Consider the following 16,705-nt stretch of genomic DNA (forward strand, 5'->3'; position numbering starts at 1 on the left):
ACGCGCGCCATTATAGATAATCCGCGCCGCCGACGAAACCGTTTGCGTAGCTATTATTGATAAAAGCTATTCACGCTGCCGAATTCTCATAACCTATCAATAAAGTTGCACGCTGGCGTAATGTTGCGCAAAATGCCCCGGCACTGGTGATTTAACCATGAAAAAATCCTGATTCCGGTCAATATAAAGCGTGCATCTATTTGAGATAACTATTTGAAACGCCTGAAAATAAATTACATTCTAATCGGTGTTGTGGCCCTGTTGCTGGCGCTAGCCCTGTGGCCCAATATCGCCTGGCGTGGTGGACAGGGAGGCCAACTCGAGGCGATCAAAGCGCGTGGGGAACTGCGCGTCAGCACGTTAAACTCACCGTTAACCTATTTCACTACCCCACAGGGGCCGAGTGGCCTTGACTATGAGCTGGCCAAAAGCTTTGCCAACTACCTGGGGGTCAAGCTGGTGGTGATCCCACACCAAAACATCAATGACCTGTTTGACGATCTCGATGACGACAATGCCGATATTCTCGCCGCCGGGCTAATCTACAACCGGGACCGCCTCAGCCGCGCCAGTACCGGCCCGGCGTACTATTCCGTTTCCCAGCAGTTGGTTTATCGGTTGGGTACCACGCGGCCAAAATCCTTTGCCGATATCAAAGGCAAGCTGGCAGTGGCCTCCGGTTCGGCGCACGTCAGCACGCTAAAGCAGCTCAAACAAAGCAAATACCCCGATCTCAGTTGGGAAGCGTCGAGCGATATGACGTCAAAAGAGCTACTGGAACAGGTGGCCGATGGCAAGCTGGATTACACCATCGGCGATTCCGTGACCATTGCCCTGCTGCAGCGTATCCATCCACAGCTGGCCGTCGCTTTTGACATTACCGATGAAGAGCCAGTGACCTGGTATCTGAAGCGCAGCAATGACGATAGCCTGTACGCCGCGCTGCTGGATTTTTATAGCCAAAGGGTAGAAGACGGCACGCTGGCACGGTTGGAGGAGAAGTATCTGGGACACGTGGGCAGTTTTGACTACGTTGATACTAAAACCTTCCTGTCGGCCATCGACTCGGTATTGCCCACTTTCCGTCCGCTGTTTGAAAAGTATGCCAGCGAAATTGACTGGAAGCTGCTGGCCGCCATCGCCTATCAGGAATCTCACTGGAATCCTCAGGCGACCTCCCCTACTGGTGTCCGTGGGCTGATGATGCTGACCAGAGCCACTGCAGACGGCCTGGACGTCACCGACAGGCTCGATCCAGAGCAGAGTATTCAAGGCGGGGCGCTCTATCTGCAGCGTCTGATGGCGAAAGTTCCCGATACGGTGCCGGAAGATGAGCGGATCTGGTTCGCACTGGCCGCCTATAACATGGGTTGGGGCCATATGCTGGACGCGCGTAAACTCACCAAAAACCAGCAAGGCAACCCCGACAGTTGGGTCGACGTGAAACAGCGCCTGCCGATGCTGAGCCAGAAGCGCTACTATCCATCACTCACTTATGGCTATGCCCGTGGCCGCGAAGCCTATAACTACGTGGAAAACATCCGCCGTTATCAGGTCAGCCTGGTGGGCTATCTGTTGGAAAAAGAGAAGAAAGCGGTAGAAGCGATGAAACAGGCCGAACTGGCCAAGGGCTATCCTGCCGTGGAAGCCAAGCTGGCGCTCGCCCTGTAGTGATTCAATATGTAGTTATTGTGGGTCTTTTCCGGCCCGTTGCGCCAGTTTCAGCGCTTTTTTCTGCTCGCGACGCATGCGGAAAAAGTTGCTGAGGGTGGCGGCGCACTCTTCTGCCAGCACGCCCGAGACGATTTCTACCTGATGATTCATGCCCGGATGGCGCAGAATATCCACCAGCGACCCCACCGCTCCGGTTTTTTCATCGGCCGCTCCGTATACCAAACGACGGATGCGGCTGTGCACCATCGCCCCGGCGCACATCACGCAAGGCTCCAACGTGACATACAGCGTGGCATTCAGCAGGCGGTAATTCTGCAAGACCGCCCCCCCCTGCCGCAGCGCCATGATTTCAGCATGAGCGGTGGGATCGTGTCGGCCGATCGGCCGGTTCCAACCTTCGCCAATCACCTGATTGTCCAGCACCAGCAGCGCCCCAACCGGCACCTCACCTTCTTCCTGCGCACGTTGAGCCAGGCTTAACGCCTGACGCATCCAATACTCATCACTATATTCATTCACCACATCAATCCTCGTGCGCATCGCGGCGGGCATTATACACACTAGTCCCTTTTGCCGCAGCCACTCGACCTTGTTGATGCAAATAAGCTTGAACCCGCCACGTTTGTCGATCGCTCAAACGCCACCAACAAATCAATAACATCATATTTAATGATGATTAAATTTTGTTCACCTCTTAAAATTTCAGATAACCGTTATAAACTGGTGGAAAATCAAGCCGTAAAATTAAGCAAATTTTTTCTAACTAAATTGTGATAGATCATATTCTCTTATGCATTAGCACGATAATGTTTACCTCACGCAAAAAGCCTTTATAAGGAGTAGGTTATGGCTGCCTCAACATTCTTTATCCCTTCCATCAACATGATTGGTTCCGGCTGTCTGGAAGACGCGGCAAAAACCATGAAAGAGCATGGTCTGCATAACGCACTGATCGTGACCGACAAGGTTTTGAACGGCATTGGCGTCGTCGCTCAGGTGCAAGCCCTGTTAGCGGCACAGAACATTGAAAGCTGCGTCTATGACGGCACCCATCCCAACCCGACCACGGAAAACGTAAAACAGGGCCTGGAACTGTTGCGCGCACATCACTGTGACTGTGTCGTTTCTCTGGGTGGCGGTTCGCCGCATGACTGTGCGAAAGGGATTGCCCTGGTCGCCGCTAACGGAGGGGAAATCAAAGACTATGAAGGGGTTGATCGCTCAGCTAAGCCACAGTTGCCGGTCGTTGCGATCAACACCACTGCGGGTACCGCTTCGGAGATGACGCGTTTTTGTATCATCACCGACGAAGCGCGCCACATCAAAATGGCGATTGTCGACAAGCACGTGACTCCGATCCTGTCGGTCAACGATCCTCACCTGATGGCTGGCATGCCAAAAGGCCTGACCGCTGCCACCGGTATGGATGCTTTGACCCACGCTATCGAAGCCTACGTCTCCAGCGCCGCCAACCCAATCACCGATGCCTGCGCGCTGAAAGCCGCCACCATGATTGCCGAATCTTTACGTGATGCAGTCAACGACGGGCAAAATATGCAGGCCCGCGAGAACATGGCCTATGCCCAGTTCCTGGCCGGTATGGCGTTTAATAACGCCTCATTGGGTTATGTGCACGCCATGGCGCACCAGTTGGGTGGCTTCTACAACCTGCCACATGGCGTGTGCAACGCCGTGCTGTTGCCGCACGTGCAAGAGTTCAATACTCAGGTTGCCGCAGGGCGTCTGAAAGACATTGCCGCCGCTATGGGCGTAAATGTTGCAGGCCTTAGCGATGAGCAAGGGGCTGCCGCTTGTATCGCCGCCATTCGCCAACTGGCGAAAGACGTGGGAATTCCTGCTGGCTTACGCGATCTGCAGGTCAAAGAAGAAGACTTTGCTACGTTAGCCACTAACGCCCTGAACGATGCCTGCGGATTTACCAATCCAATCCAGGCAAGCCACGAACAGATTGTGGCCATCTTTAAAGCAGCCATGTAACCGCTGCCAGGCTCCCTCGTTTGACTGGGGGAGCCTTATTTAATCCAACTGCTGTAACTCGCCTTCTTTACCCACCCGCCAGCGGTGTTCGCAAAAATAGAGCAAAGGGTTATCCTGCTTGCTATCGCTGTAGCCACTGAACAGTTTCAATGGTGCTCCCAGGCGCTGCTCCAGTTGCACCACCTTTTGAACGCCCAGGCAGCGCATGGGCAACACCCAGCCCCCGTAGTGACGCACAATGCTACTCCCCACCAGCCGTACCCGTGGCAGGAACGCAGAATCCCGATAAACCTGCTCCACCAGTCGTTCCGGCGAGCCAGTGATCAACCACACCTGAGCATCCTGGGCATCCAGGTACTGGCGCAAACGCATCTGCACGACCGGAAAGGCGGTGACCTTACGGCGAAAATAATCGACGAATTTCGCCTCCAGCGCTTTTAGCCTGGTCTCTGAACGGCCAAAGGTCATTGCCCACAATAGCAGGCTCATGGGCCAGCGTGTCGCCCGCCCACCGATCAACAAACCCAATCCGATAATGGGCAACAGCGGCACTACCAGCACCAGATTCAACGGCAGATGCCGTAGCAAAAAGCGCAGGAAACTGCCAAACATGTCTTCCTGATGCAAAGTGCCATCCAGATCGAAAAATACCACGCGCTGGGCCTGTGCAACCGGTTTGTCAGTCAAACGTTACTCCTCAGGATCGTTGACCCCATTATGCAGGTGAAAATACAACCGGCTATTATCGTAGTCACTAGACAGATCAGATACAACCGACATTGGTCGACGCCCAATACGCGTTAACTCATTAGGTCATAGTGTTGCTGCAAGTGTTTTGGCGGCCAGCTCGCAAAAAATGATTGCTGCCCGTATTGCCACCGGCATGGCAGAATGCTGACTGGCTCAAAGGAAAAAATCATGAGTACCCTTCTTCGCATTCGTCAGAGTTACCCAATGCTGGCACAAAACGATCGCAAACTGGCGGACTTTCTGTTGGATAACGCTGAACAGGCCTGCCACCTCAGCTCACAAAAGCTGGCCCAGTTGGCCGGTGTCAGCCAATCGAGCGTGGTCAAATTCGCCCAGAAACTGGGCTACAAGGGATTTCCAGCGCTGAAGCTGGCATTAGGTGAGGTGCTGGCTCAACCGCAGGTCGCACCGGTGGTGACGGTCCATAATCACATCCTCAGCAGCGATCCGCTCAAAACCGTCGGTGAGAAATTGCTACTGGAAAAGCAGGCCGCATTACGAGCTACCCTGGATATCAACAGTGAACAGCGGCTGCTTACCGCCCTGGAGATGCTGCGCGCGGCGCGGCGGGTGATCTTGGTCGGCATCGGGGCTTCCGGGCTAGTGGCCAAAGACCTGTCGTTCAAGCTGCTAAAGATTGGCGTGATGGCGGTGGCAGAAGCGGATATGTACGTTCAACTGGCGACGATAAAGGCGCTGAGTAGGGAGGATCTGCTGCTGGCGATCTCGTTTAGCGGCGAACGGCGTGAAATCAACCTGGCCGCCGAAGAAGCACGTATTGCCGGAGCCAAGGTGTTGGCACTGACCAGCTTCTCACCTAATGGCCTACAGCAACGGGCCGATCACTGCCTTTATACCATTGCGCAAGAGCCCAATATCCGCAGCGCGGCAATATCTTCCAGCACCGCGCAGTTCGCCCTGACCGACCTGCTGTTTATGGCGCTGCTCCAGCACGAGCCGGTTGGACACGTGGTATGAACTAATCAAATCAACTTCTTTCGCTTTCTGAGTATAAATCGACCATTGGTCATGTTAAATTATATCCATATAGGTATAATTTGACGCATGGATAACGCGGATGAAGCCACTATATTGGGTTGGTAGCAGTAAGAAAGACCTCCAGTCATTACCCGAAGAGGTTCAGGATGTTTTCGGCTATGCTCTACACTTGGCGCAGGCAGGTGGTAAGCATTCCCAGACGAAACCCTTAAGAGGGTTTGGTGGGGCAGGAGTACTAGAGGTAGTAGAAGACTTTCTTACTGATACTTATCGTGCAGTCTATACCGTTAAGTTTGGTGATGCCGTGTATGTTCTGCACGCATTCCAGAAAAAGTCTTCAGCCGGGATCGCCACACCGAAACCAGATATGGACAAAATCCGTGAACGACTGAAAGCCGCAGAAAATCATGCCAGAGGGGCATAGTATGAGCCAAGATATCGAAGTCAGCAGCGGCAACGTTTATGCCGATATTGGCAGCGACGGCGCTGAAGAAATGCAGGTTAAAGCCCAACTTGCCAGCACAATTGGCGACATCATCAAAAGTCGCCGTCTGACACAAGAGCAGGCAGCAAAGCTCCTGGGGATGACACAGCCCAAGCTGTCTAATCTGTTGCGCGGCCAGTTCCGGGGCATCAGCGAAGCCAAAATGCTAGAATGCCTGACCCGCTTAGGGCGTGATGTACAAATTGTGGTAGGCAAGCCACGCCGGACACCCGGCAGTCTTAAAGTGGTGTTTGCCTGACAGTAATAAGCACCCCCGTTAAACCGGCTGACCGAACCAGTGCTTATTTTAAAAGATTAAATGAGTAACTTATTGATATGGCTTTATTGATTACCAAAAAATGTATCAACTGCGATATGTGCGAGCCGGAATGCCCGAACCAGGCGATTTCGATGGGGGATGAGATTTATCAGATCGATGCCAACCGCTGCACCGAATGTGTGGGGCATTACGAGACCCCAACCTGCCAGCAGGTGTGCCCGATCGATAACACCATCATTACCGATCCGCAGCACGTAGAGAACCAGGAACAGCTGTGGGACAAGTTTGTCGTGCTGCACCATGCCGATAGTCTGTGAGTTCAATGCCCTCTCCCAAAGGGGGCCGATCGAGCTATTTATCGTTATTGAGCTCACCTTTGCTCTTCCAACGAATGTGCCACAGACTGACTTCTGTAACAGACGGCAACGCCTAACTAGCTCCTTCTCCCTGTGGGAGAAGGTTGGGATGAGGGGAGTAGATTGTCTCCGGCACCTGGCAACCACTCTGGGCAATTACCCCTCGATGATCACCGTAGCACAGGCATAGCGGCGTTCATCCGCCAAAGAAACGTGGATTGATTTGACCCCCATCTCCTGCGCCAACTCGGCTGCACGTTCATGCAGCCGGATATTGGGTTTACCCAGGGCATCATTGAACACTTCGAACTGATTGAACGCCAGGCCGTTGCGGATGCCGGTGCCGAACGCCTTGGCGGCGGCCTCTTTGACCGCAAAACGTTTCGCCAGGAAGCGTACCGGCTGCTGATGCTGCTGATACACCTCCCATTCGGCCGGGCTTAACACCCGGCGAGCCAGGCGATCGCCGCTGCGTTCCACCACCGCTTCGATACGCGCCATCTCCACGATGTCGGTTCCCAAGCCCAGTACCGCCATTAGCGACGCGCTTCCCGCATCAGCAGCTTCATGTCAGCCACCGCCGCCGGTAAACCGCTCATCACCGCCTGGCCAATAATGGCATGGCCGATATTCAGCTCATGCATCTCTGGCAGCGCGGCGATCGGCTGCACGTTATGATAGGTCAAACCGTGTCCCGCATTCACCTTCAGGCCTTTGCTGGCCGCGTAGGTAGCCGCTTTGGCAATACGCTTGAGCTCGGCTTGCACGGCCAGATCGCCCTGCGCTTCGGCATAGGCACCGGTATGGATCTCGATATAAGGTGCACCTACGGCTACCGCCGCGTCGATCTGACGGTGATCGGCATCGATAAACAACGAAACCAAAATGCCAGCCTGCGCCAGGCGTTCAACCGCCACGGCCATTTTGTCCTGCTGCCCGGCCACGTCCAGCCCGCCTTCGGTGGTCACTTCCTGACGCTTTTCCGGCACCAGACAACAAAATTGAGGTTTCAGCTCAATGGCGATATCCAGCATTTCATCGGTGACGGCCATTTCCAGGTTCATACGGGTCTGGATGGTTTGGCGCAGGATACGCACGTCGCGGTCGGTGATATGACGGCGATCTTCACGCAGGTGAACGGTGATGCCATCGGCCCCCGCCTGCTCGGCAATAAATGCCGCCTGCACCGGATCCGGGTAATTGGTGCCGCGCGCGTTACGTAACGTGGCAATATGATCGATATTGACGCCCAGCAGTAAATCAGCCATGACAACCCTCTACTAAGTCATTTTCAGTAGCAGCAGTTTACACGGGCGGGCAAAACGGCAAAAGCAGAAACCGCTTAGGCTTCGTCGACGGGGGTATCGGGTTGTTTACGCACGAACTGACGAAACAGTTCACGGCTCTTGAGCGGCTTACCGCCGAGATAGGGTTTTAGCGCCATGCGGGTAAAGCGCTTGGCTGCACGCAGGGTTTCTGCATCGGGGAATTGGCGTTCATCCAGGGCGCGGAGTTCACGGCCGGTAAAGCTGTAATGATCCACCACCAGGCTGGCGATAAAGCCTTTTTCTTCCCGATAGCGATAGGTCATGCCATCATCCACCGGCTCACCGCTGCCAGCACAATGGAGGAAATCCAGCCCGTAACCCAAGTGCCCTAACAGCGCCAATTCGAACTGCCGCAGGGCATGCTCCGGGGAGCTGTCTTCCGCTGCCAGGGCCTGTAAGCATTGCAGATAATCGAAGAACAACACCGAATAGTTGCCTTCCTGCTCCAGCACCCGTGACAACAGTTCATTCACGTAAAGACCGCTGTAAAGCATCATGCCGCTGAGGGGTAAACCGAGGGAGACCGCTTCGGCACCGCGCAGCGTTTTAACTTCGCCACGACCGCCCCAGCGTACTAACAGAGGAGTAAAGGGTTGCAAGCAACCCTTCAGATTGGAACGGCGACTGCGTGCGCCTTTCGCCAGCAAGCGCACCCGCCCATGACCTTCCGTGAACAGGTCCAGCATCAGGCTGGTTTCACTAAAGGGCCGCCCATGCAGGACGAAAGCGCGCTCCCAGCCATCCATAGGAGGTATTACTTCAGGTCGTCGGTATAGCCCAGGCTACGCAGCGCACGTTCGTCGTCCGCCCAGCCCGATTTCACTTTCACCCACAGCTCCAGATGCACTTTGGCTTCAAACATCTGTTCCATGTCCTGACGGGCTTCAATACCGATGGTCTTGATCTTCGAACCTTTGTTGCCGATCACCATCTTCTTCTGGCCTTCACGCTCAACCAGGATCAGACCGTGCACGTCGTAACCACCGCGCTCATTCGGTACAAACTGTTCGATCTCGACCGTCACTGAGTAAGGCAGTTCCTCACCCAGGAAACGCATCAGCTTTTCACGGATGATTTCAGACGCCATAAAGCGCTGGGAACGGTCAGTGATGTAATCGTCCGGGAAGTGGTGTTCCGCTTCCGGTAACACTTTGCGTGCGATAGCCGCGATAGTGTCCACGTTCATGCCTTTTTCGGCAGAGATCGGCACCACATCCAGGAAGTTCATCTGCTGGCTGAGGAACGCAATGTGCGGCAACAGCTTGGATTTGTCGGTAACGTTGTCGACCTTGTTGATCGCCAGCAGAACCGGGCTTTTCAGGCCGCGCAGTTTGTTGACCACCATTTCATCATCGGCAGTCCAGTTGGTGCCTTCCACGACGAAGATCACCAGCTCGACGTCGCCGATTGAGCTGCTGGCCGCGCGGTTCATCAAACGGTTGATGGCACGCTTTTCTTCGATATGCAGACCCGGGGTGTCGACGTAAATGGCCTGATAAGCGCCATCGGTATCGATACCCATAATGCGGTGACGGGTCGTCTGTGGTTTACGCGAGGTGATGGAGACTTTTTGCCCCAGCAGTTGGTTCAGCAACGTGGATTTGCCCACGTTGGGACGACCTACGATCGCAATAAAACCGCAGTATTGTTTTTCTTCGCTCATTCAAGCTCCAGCTTTTTCAGCGCTTGTTCCGCTGCCGCCTGCTCGGCTTTACGGCGGCTTGAACCGGTACCCACGACGGGCTCGCTCAAACCACTCACCTGACAGTGGATAGTAAACTCCTGATCGTGCGCCTCACCGCGAACCTGCACCACCAGATATGTTGGCAATGGCAGATGACGACCTTGTAAAAACTCCTGCAAACGAGTTTTCGGGTCTTTCTGCTTATCACCGGGGCTGATTTCGTCCAACCGGCTACGATACCAGTCCAAAATCAGGCGCTCGACGTTTTGAATATCGCTATCCAGGAACACACCGCCAATCAGTGCCTCCACCGTATCCGCCAGGATCGACTCGCGGCGGAATCCACCACTTTTCAGCTCGCCCGGCCCAAGACGCAAACATTCGCCCAGGTCGAATTCGCGCGCCATCTCCGCCAACGTATTGCCCCGCACCAGCGTGGCACGCATGCGGCTCATGTCTCCTTCGTCTACGCGAGGAAAACGCTGGTAGAGCGCATTGGCGATGACAAAACTAAGGATCGAATCACCCAGAAACTCGAGACGTTCATTGTGTTTACTGCTGGCGCTACGGTGAGTTAACGCTTGCAGTAAGAGCTCCTGCTGTTGAAAAGTGTAGCCCAGCTTCCGCTGCAGCCTGTTTATTACGATGGGGTTCATGAGTTACCAATAGATCAAGAATGCGTCAAAAACTTGCAGCATACGGAACAGGCCTGCTTTGCCAAAAGCCAATCCAAAGCTGTTTCGTTTGCAGTGGCGCCCAAAAGGGGCCAACTTTTATCGCTCGAGGGGCTATTCTACAACGAGTGGAAATATATTGCTGCGTTTATATAGACCCATTGCCTGTCAAACTGCAGCCTAATTGGCTGCAGTTTGTAAAACGCTATTAGTGAATACCACCGATACGGCTCAATCTGACGCCCGTTGGCCATTCACCTTCCTGCTTTTCAAAACTCATCCAGATCGCCGTGGCTTTACCTACCAGATTCTTCTCAGGCACGAATCCCCAATAACGGCTGTCTGCACTATTATCGCGGTTATCGCCCATCATGAAGTAATGGCCGGCCGGTACTACCCACTCGCCCAACTGTTGGCCTGGCTGCTGATAGTAAGCACCGACCTGATCTTGTGCGCCGGGCACAGTCAGAATACGGTGAGTTACGTTGCCCAGAGTTTCCTTGCGCTCACCAAGGCGAATACCGCCCTGTGGCACATTATCCGTCAGAGGGATCTGGAAGAAACCGTTGCTGGTTTCGCCCATGCCGCTGCGGGTAAACATCTGCACAAAATCGCTCGGTTGCATATCGCTGTAGGTGACCGCCAATGCGGTATCACACGCCTGGCCACTATTACAGGACTCTTGCACCGTCACGCGCTTATTCACCGGATCATAGGTCACGCGATCGCCAGGTACGCCAATCACGCGCTTGATATAATCCAGTTTGGTGTCGCGCGGATATTTAAATACCGCAATATCACCGCGCTTGGGATGACCGGTTTCAATTAGCGTGGTCTGGGTGATCGGATCCTTTACGCCGTAGGCAAATTTTTCCACCAGAATGAAATCACCAATCAACAGCGTCGGCATCATTGAGCCTGAAGGGATCTGGAACGGTTCGTAAATAAACGAACGCACCACAAACACCAACAGCAATACCGGGAACACCGAAGCCCCGGTTTCAACCCACCCCGGCTGCCTTGCCACTTTCGCCAAGGCCGCTTCGTCGACCGTTCCGGCCGCCTGTGCATTGACCGCCGCGATTTTCGCCCGGCGTGCCGGCGCCCATTTAAAGCGCTCAAAGCACCAGATGATCCCGGTCACCAAAGTGGCAATCGCCAGGATCAAGGCAAACATATTCGCCATGCAAACTCCCTAGTTACGCGAGCTTTCGCTCTTACTTACCGTCTTTACCCACGTGCAGAATGGCCAGGAACGCTTCCTGCGGCAACTCAACGTTACCCACCTGCTTCATGCGTTTTTTACCGTCTTTCTGCTTCTGCAGCAGCTTCTTCTTACGGCTGACGTCGCCGCCGTAGCACTTGGCCAACACGTTTTTACGCAGCTGTTTCACCGTAGAACGAGCGATGATATGCGTGCCGATCGCCGCCTGGATAGCAATATCAAATTGCTGGCGTGGGATCAGCTCTTTCATTTTCTCGACCAGTTCACGGCCACGATACTGTGCGTTATCACGGTGAGTGATCAGCGCCAGCGCATCTACGCGTTCGTTGTTGATCAACACGTCAACGCGCACCATGTCCGAGGCCTGGAAACGTTTGAAGTTATAGTCCAGCGAGGCGTAACCGCGCGAGGTAGATTTCAAACGGTCAAAGAAGTCTAGCACCACTTCGGCCATTGGAATTTCGTAGGTCAGCGCCACCTGGTTACCGTGGTAAACCATGTTGGTCTGTACGCCACGCTTCTCGATACACAGCGTGATCACGTTGCCCAGATATTCCTGCGGCATCAGCATGTGACACTCTGCAATCGGCTCACGCAGTTCAGCGATGTTATTCAACGGCGGCAGCTTGGAAGGGCTGTCGACGTAGATGGTTTCATTGCCGGTGGTTTCGACTTCATACACTACCGTAGGTGCCGTAGTGATCAGCTCCAGATCGTATTCACGCTCCAGACGCTCCTGAATGATCTCCATGTGCAGCAGACCCAGGAAGCCACAGCGGAAACCAAAGCCCAACGCGGTAGAGCTTTCTGGTTCATAGAACAGGGAGGCATCGTTCAGGCTAAGCTTGCCCAGCGCATCGCGGAAGGCTTCATAATCGTCGGAACTGATCGGGAACAGGCCGGCATACACCTGTGGCTTCACTTTTTTGAAGCCTGGCAGCATTTTATCTGCTGGCTGGCGAGCCAGCGTCAAGGTATCGCCCACTGGCGCGCCGAGGATATCTTTAATGGCGCAGACCAACCAGCCCACTTCGCCACAGTTCAGCACGTCGCGATCGACACGTTTCGGGGTGAAGATCCCCAGGCGGTCGGCGTTATAAGTTTGGCCGGTGCTCATGACCTTAACTTTATCGCCCTTGCGCAGGGTGCCGTTTTTCACGCGGATCAGGGAGACAACGCCAAGGTAGTTATCAAACCAGGAATCGATGATCAGCGCCTGCAGCGGAGCATCCGCATCACCTTCTGGTGGCGGGATATCACGCACCAGACGCTCCAGCACGTCTGGTACGCCAACGCCGGTTTTTGCCGAGCAGCGTACCGCGTCAGTCGCATCAATGCCCACGATATCTTCGATTTCCTGTGCGGCGCGATCCGGATCGGCGGCTGGCAGGTCAATCTTGTTCAACACCGGCACCACTTCCAGATCCATGTCCAGTGCGGTATAGCAGTTGGCCAAGGTCTGGGCTTCTACGCCCTGCCCGGCATCCACCACCAGCAATGCGCCTTCACAGGCGGCCAGTGAGCGGGAAACCTCATAGGAGAAGTCAACGTGCCCAGGGGTGTCGATAAAGTTGAGGTGGTAAACCTGCCCATCATTGGCTTTATAGTCGAGCGTTACGCTCTGCGCTTTGATGGTAATACCACGCTCACGTTCCAGATCCATAGAATCCAGCACCTGTGCGGCCATTTCACGTTCGGTCAGGCCGCCGCAGATTTGGATAATACGGTCAGACAGCGTCGACTTACCGTGGTCAATATGGGCAATGATAGAAAAATTTCTTATGTGTTTCATTTAATTAGTTTTTCTGCCTTGGTATTTCTGAATTACTCGCCTATGGAACCCGCATGGACATAAAGCGACAGTGAATGGGTCGGCTATTTTTCGCCTGAATCGCAGCATTCTACATGCCACAACACTGAAAACCTAGCAATCGGTGTCGGGAAGCTATTCGATTATACGTAGTTTAGTGTTACAACGCGCCGCAGTTGATGAAAGCAGATATTAACGCGGCGAAGGCCTGATAAAAATTGTGGGTTAATTGCGCCAATCCTCTTGGCCAGACACTATTTACCCGGTGGTAATACATATTACGCGATTACGCAATAAACCCAATCTTAATTTTTTAATAAATAATATTTTTATCAATAACTTACAGTTAAGTCGCAACGCAGAAGCTTTAGGATAAACCTGATATACGCTCCTTTGCCCCTCGGTTACAAGTGGCAAGAACTTTGGATAAAAACAGACTTCAGGGCACTACGACATCGGCAAGCCCACCAGAGTTCACCAGCATCTCCTCTGAACATTGATTGGAAGGTTTATCATGATCGATAAAGGGCAAATGCTGAGCCGGCACGATTTTTCCAAGGTCAACTGGGGCATTTTGGCAGCGGTAACGCTGCTGTTCACACTCGGTGCGGCGCTGTTATTAATGCCGTTATTGAGCAACATGGAAGATCCTCACGTTCTGGCCTTACTGCAAGCCGGCGCGGCTACCATTCTGTTAGGCACGACTTTGTTGGCATTGCGCCATTATCTGCGGCCAATGCTGACCTATCGCCTGTATGAGCACGGCGTGCGCGTGCTGGATCACCACAGTCATAAAGAACGGTTTATTGCGTTTGAAAAGATTGCCGATATCTACCATTCTCGCAGTAGCAGGCTGCTTGGCGGGCTGAACGACAATATGGCGTTTCGCACCTCGGAGGCGGGGTTCTGGTACAGCATCAAGAGCAATATCTCGCACTCCCGGCAGCTGATTGAAACCCTGATCCAGCAACAGATCCAGCAACGCGGCCCGCTGGCATTAAATTCGCTTTATCAGGGGGAAATATTGACCTTCGGCTATCTCATTAGCGGTAGGGGCTGGCTTGGTTCGTGGCAAGAGAAGCCAACTCAAACATTACGGCTTAGCGCTACGACGCTAAGTATCGCCCAGGCGCAGGTTCAGATCGAAAAGATCCACCGGCTGGAAAGCAATCTGCAGCTAGGCACCCTTCGTTTGCTGGATCTACAAGGTAATGAGCTGTTTTCGCTGGGTTATGACTCGCTGTTCAGCGCCGATCTGTTTATTGCGCTGATGGAGCATATGATCAACAACCGCATCCCCGCCTATAACAACCCGGCGATGACGCGGCCGCCGTATTAAATCGGGGATTCGGTTTCAGTATTCAACCGCAAGGCACCGGGCGGCAACCCGATTTGCAGCACCACGGGTTGATAATTGGCCTGTTCGCCGAGGCGTTTTGCCAATGCGCGTGCGATCAGGAAAGCGAGGCCGCCCCCTAAAATCCCACCGAGTGCCGCCGCAGCGTCACTGCCCAACCACCATTGCAGCAGGCCACCGCCTAGCATCATGCCTAATAACGGGGTCAGATAGACCAGCATCGCCGAGCGCAACAGGCTGCCTTCGGCGATACCGACTTCGACGCGCTGGCCGGGTTCCAGAGGCTGGGCGATTGCCACCTGCAGGTGATGTTCACTTTCAGGCACCAGTTCGTCGAACGCGCGAGCACCGCAGCCAGAACGTGCGGTACAGCTGCCACAGCCGGCTTTAGGCTCACAACGCAGCTGTGCCACACCCTGTTGCCACGAGATCACCGTGGCCCACTCTTTCATCATTGCGGCGCTACCTTGAAAGTAATGCTGTCGGCAATGCGTTTCGCCGTTGAAGGAGGTAATTCCCCAACCACGGTAATTTCATTGCCATTACGAATTTCGGTTTGGATGGTGCGGCGGCCCTGACGATAAAACTGTTGGCTGGTATTGCTGCCCGAAGGGCTGACGTTAACCGAGAAGCTGAACAAGCCATCGCTATAAAGCCGCGATTCAACCGGCACCGCCACATTCGGTAACTTACGGCGATTACGCGCCACCTCGTTAACGCCCGCGGGCAACCAACCAGCATTCCAGGCAAGCTTAACGTCTTCAGCCGCGGGTAAGGTCAATAGCGGTGGCAGATTGGCCTTGAGCAAAGGTTGCATGACGTTTTTCACCTGATCGCCCACCACGACCGAGATGACCCGATACTGTTCCAGCGTTTCGCCATCACGATCGAGTAAATCGACCCGCAGCGGCAGCTTGGTCTCCATATCCATCCAGACCACATAGCTGTAACGGGAGCCGTCACGAGCCACGACGCGGTAGACGTCACAAGGCCGATCGGAAATGCGGGTACGGCCAACGGAGATGAAGTCGTAGTATTTCGCCAGATAGTCAAAATCGGCAAACACGATGGCGGGCAAGGCGTCGACGATGTGATCGCCAGACAGCGTGAACGGTTCCAGACCAGGCTCAAAATAGCTGATCCCACCGCCACGTTGCAGCACTTCCCGACGAGGGCCGTCCATATGCAGCAACTGCCCAAGGGGCTGCTTATCGATCACCGCATGGCGATAGCGTAGCGACTCTATCCCCTGCTTGCTGATGCTGATATAGGCGAGTTCATAGTTGAGTGAACGGCTGGCACTGCTCATTTGTTGCAATAACGCCCCGGACGCAGGTTCCTGCGCCGAGGCGATATTTGAATTGAGCAGGCTGCCCGTTAAAAGACAAACGGAGAACCAGATTTGCTTCATTACTGCTGTTGCATTCCTAAAGACTGAGTTCCAGGAACCTGAACGGCGGCCTGCTGTGGCCTGCTTTGTTCAAGTTGCAGCTGATCGGAGTGCAAACGGCGTTGCAGCTCATAATCCTGCAGCATGGCATTGATACGCTTACGCTGTTCCTGCACCTGCTGCTGTTGGCCGCTGCCGGTTGAGAAACTGTCTGCCGGTACGCCCAGGCTGACCGGGGAAGCTTGCCCCATGATTGGCAACGTATTGAACGCTGGTGCTTCAGCCGCGCCTGATTGGGCCGTTGGCTGATTGTACTGTTGCACACCCACGATCACTGCCAGAGAAACACAAGCGGCGACGCCGACTTGAGTGAGCTGACTAGCCCAAGGACGAACCTTGTGCCAGAACGGCAGTTTACCCCAGGTGTGAGGTTGCGGTTGAGATTCGGGAATTGCCGAAGGAACCAGACGAGCGGGCTCTTTTTCCAATGCGGCAGCAACACGGTCTGCGATATCGAAATGCATGACTTGCCCGATATCACCCCGTAACGTGTCACGGATTAGGTGATAGCTCTGCCAGCTTTGTTGAAGCGCCCGATCTTTACTCAATGAACTCAGCAGCTCATTGTCGAGCATTTCACCATCCATCAGAGCGGAAAGCTTTTCTTTCTGCATGCCTAAGTACCCTTCCAGTGTC

The 16,705-nt window shown here is 54.1% G+C and carries 19 protein-coding genes; 7 read left to right on the top strand and 12 right to left on the bottom strand.

Annotation, left to right across the window (positions count from 1 at the left end; translation table 11 throughout):
* Positions 1-213: 213 nt before the first annotated feature.
* Positions 214-1,671: a membrane-bound lytic murein transglycosylase MltF gene (mltF, locus tag ACMV5H_RS11945; protein ID WP_414821894.1), complete on the top strand. Its 1,458-nt coding sequence runs from the start codon at positions 214-216 to the stop codon at positions 1,669-1,671.
* Positions 1,672-1,686: 15 nt separating this feature from the next.
* Here mltF and tadA read toward each other — a convergent pair whose 3' ends face one another.
* A complete protein-coding gene (gene tadA / locus ACMV5H_RS11950; RefSeq protein ID WP_024484269.1) occupies positions 1,687-2,193 on the bottom strand; it encodes a tRNA adenosine(34) deaminase TadA in 507 nt (168 codons plus the stop codon).
* 327 nt (positions 2,194-2,520) lie between these two features.
* On the opposite strand from tadA, the gene yiaY reads away from it, so the two are divergent.
* Entirely contained in the window at positions 2,521-3,672 is a 1,152-nt protein-coding gene (yiaY, locus tag ACMV5H_RS11955; protein ID WP_059201549.1) for an L-threonine dehydrogenase, read from the top strand.
* Between the two features lie 39 nt (positions 3,673-3,711).
* On the opposite strand, the gene yfhb is transcribed toward yiaY, so the two are convergent.
* Entirely contained in the window at positions 3,712-4,359 is a 648-nt protein-coding gene (gene yfhb / locus ACMV5H_RS11960) for a phosphatidylglycerophosphatase C (protein WP_414821895.1), read from the bottom strand.
* A 231-nt stretch (positions 4,360-4,590) separates the two neighbouring features.
* On the opposite strand from yfhb, the gene ACMV5H_RS11965 reads away from it, so the two are divergent.
* The 4 genes from ACMV5H_RS11965 to ACMV5H_RS11980 all read left to right on the top strand — a co-directional run bounded on the left by ACMV5H_RS11965 (position 4,591) and on the right by ACMV5H_RS11980 (position 6,502).
* Entirely contained in the window at positions 4,591-5,400 is an 810-nt protein-coding gene (locus ACMV5H_RS11965) for a MurR/RpiR family transcriptional regulator (RefSeq protein WP_414821896.1), read from the top strand.
* A 100-nt stretch (positions 5,401-5,500) separates the two neighbouring features.
* Positions 5,501-5,845, top strand: a complete 345-nt coding sequence (locus ACMV5H_RS11970; protein WP_071683941.1) for a type II toxin-antitoxin system RelE/ParE family toxin — start codon at positions 5,501-5,503, stop codon at positions 5,843-5,845.
* Between the two features lies 1 nt (position 5,846).
* Positions 5,847-6,164, top strand: a complete 318-nt coding sequence (locus ACMV5H_RS11975; RefSeq protein WP_024484273.1) for a helix-turn-helix domain-containing protein — start codon at positions 5,847-5,849, stop codon at positions 6,162-6,164.
* Between the two features lie 77 nt (positions 6,165-6,241).
* Positions 6,242-6,502 carry a YfhL family 4Fe-4S dicluster ferredoxin gene (locus ACMV5H_RS11980; protein ID WP_071683942.1) on the top strand — a complete coding sequence of 87 codons (261 nt, stop codon included), beginning with the start codon at positions 6,242-6,244 and terminating at the stop codon, positions 6,500-6,502.
* A gap of 195 nt (positions 6,503-6,697) precedes the next feature.
* Here the strand turns inward: ACMV5H_RS11980 and acpS are convergent, their stop codons facing one another.
* The 7 genes from acpS to lepA all read right to left on the bottom strand — a co-directional run bounded on the left by acpS (position 6,698) and on the right by lepA (position 13,244).
* Positions 6,698-7,078 (bottom strand): holo-ACP synthase, encoded by a 381-nt coding sequence (gene acpS, locus ACMV5H_RS11985; protein WP_059201551.1) that lies wholly within the window; start codon positions 7,076-7,078, stop codon positions 6,698-6,700.
* The gene (gene pdxJ / locus ACMV5H_RS11990; protein ID WP_071683945.1) at positions 7,078-7,809 is read right to left on the bottom strand and encodes a pyridoxine 5'-phosphate synthase; all 732 of its coding nucleotides are present in this window, start codon (positions 7,807-7,809) and stop codon (positions 7,078-7,080) included. Before pdxJ ends, acpS begins: the two co-directional genes overlap by 1 nt.
* Positions 7,810-7,883: 74 nt before the next feature.
* Positions 7,884-8,615 (bottom strand): DNA repair protein RecO, encoded by a 732-nt coding sequence (recO, locus tag ACMV5H_RS11995; protein ID WP_021178899.1) that lies wholly within the window; start codon positions 8,613-8,615, stop codon positions 7,884-7,886.
* A gap of 8 nt (positions 8,616-8,623) precedes the next feature.
* Positions 8,624-9,532 carry a GTPase Era gene (gene era / locus ACMV5H_RS12000; RefSeq protein ID WP_094982606.1) on the bottom strand — a complete coding sequence of 303 codons (909 nt, stop codon included), beginning with the start codon at positions 9,530-9,532 and terminating at the stop codon, positions 8,624-8,626.
* Positions 9,529-10,209 (bottom strand): ribonuclease III, encoded by a 681-nt coding sequence (gene rnc, locus ACMV5H_RS12005; RefSeq protein WP_021178901.1) that lies wholly within the window; start codon positions 10,207-10,209, stop codon positions 9,529-9,531. Before rnc ends, era begins: the two co-directional genes overlap by 4 nt.
* A gap of 226 nt (positions 10,210-10,435) precedes the next feature.
* Positions 10,436-11,413, bottom strand: a complete 978-nt coding sequence (gene lepB / locus ACMV5H_RS12010; protein WP_021807687.1) for a signal peptidase I — start codon at positions 11,411-11,413, stop codon at positions 10,436-10,438.
* Positions 11,414-11,444: 31 nt separating this feature from the next.
* Entirely contained in the window at positions 11,445-13,244 is a 1,800-nt protein-coding gene (gene lepA, locus ACMV5H_RS12015; protein ID WP_166733180.1) for a translation elongation factor 4, read from the bottom strand.
* Between the two features lie 532 nt (positions 13,245-13,776).
* Between lepA and ACMV5H_RS12020 the strand changes: the two genes are divergently transcribed.
* Complete coding sequence (locus tag ACMV5H_RS12020; protein ID WP_115160304.1) at positions 13,777-14,601, top strand: DUF6585 family protein; 825 nt, start codon at positions 13,777-13,779, stop codon at positions 14,599-14,601.
* On the opposite strand, the gene rseC is transcribed toward ACMV5H_RS12020, so the two are convergent.
* Genes rseC through rseA form a run of 3 tightly spaced genes read right to left on the bottom strand, consistent with a single transcriptional unit; the run spans position 14,598 to position 16,683 of the window.
* Positions 14,598-15,074: a SoxR-reducing system protein RseC gene (gene rseC, locus ACMV5H_RS12025; RefSeq protein WP_021807684.1), complete on the bottom strand. Its 477-nt coding sequence runs from the start codon at positions 15,072-15,074 to the stop codon at positions 14,598-14,600. The two genes, ACMV5H_RS12020 and rseC, sit on opposite strands and share 4 nt — an antisense overlap.
* On the bottom strand, positions 15,071-16,030 hold the full coding sequence (gene rseB, locus ACMV5H_RS12030) for a sigma-E factor regulatory protein RseB (protein ID WP_071683948.1): 960 nt from the start codon (positions 16,028-16,030) through the stop codon (positions 15,071-15,073). The genes rseC and rseB overlap by 4 nt, the downstream gene beginning before the upstream one ends.
* On the bottom strand, positions 16,030-16,683 hold the full coding sequence (rseA, locus tag ACMV5H_RS12035; RefSeq protein WP_065686636.1) for an anti-sigma-E factor RseA: 654 nt from the start codon (positions 16,681-16,683) through the stop codon (positions 16,030-16,032). Before rseA ends, rseB begins: the two co-directional genes overlap by 1 nt.
* Positions 16,684-16,705: the final 22 nt, after the last annotated feature.

The organism is Serratia sp. N21D137 (assembly GCF_047530005.1).
Classification (GTDB): Bacteria; Pseudomonadota; Gammaproteobacteria; order Enterobacterales; family Enterobacteriaceae; genus Chania; species Chania fonticola_B.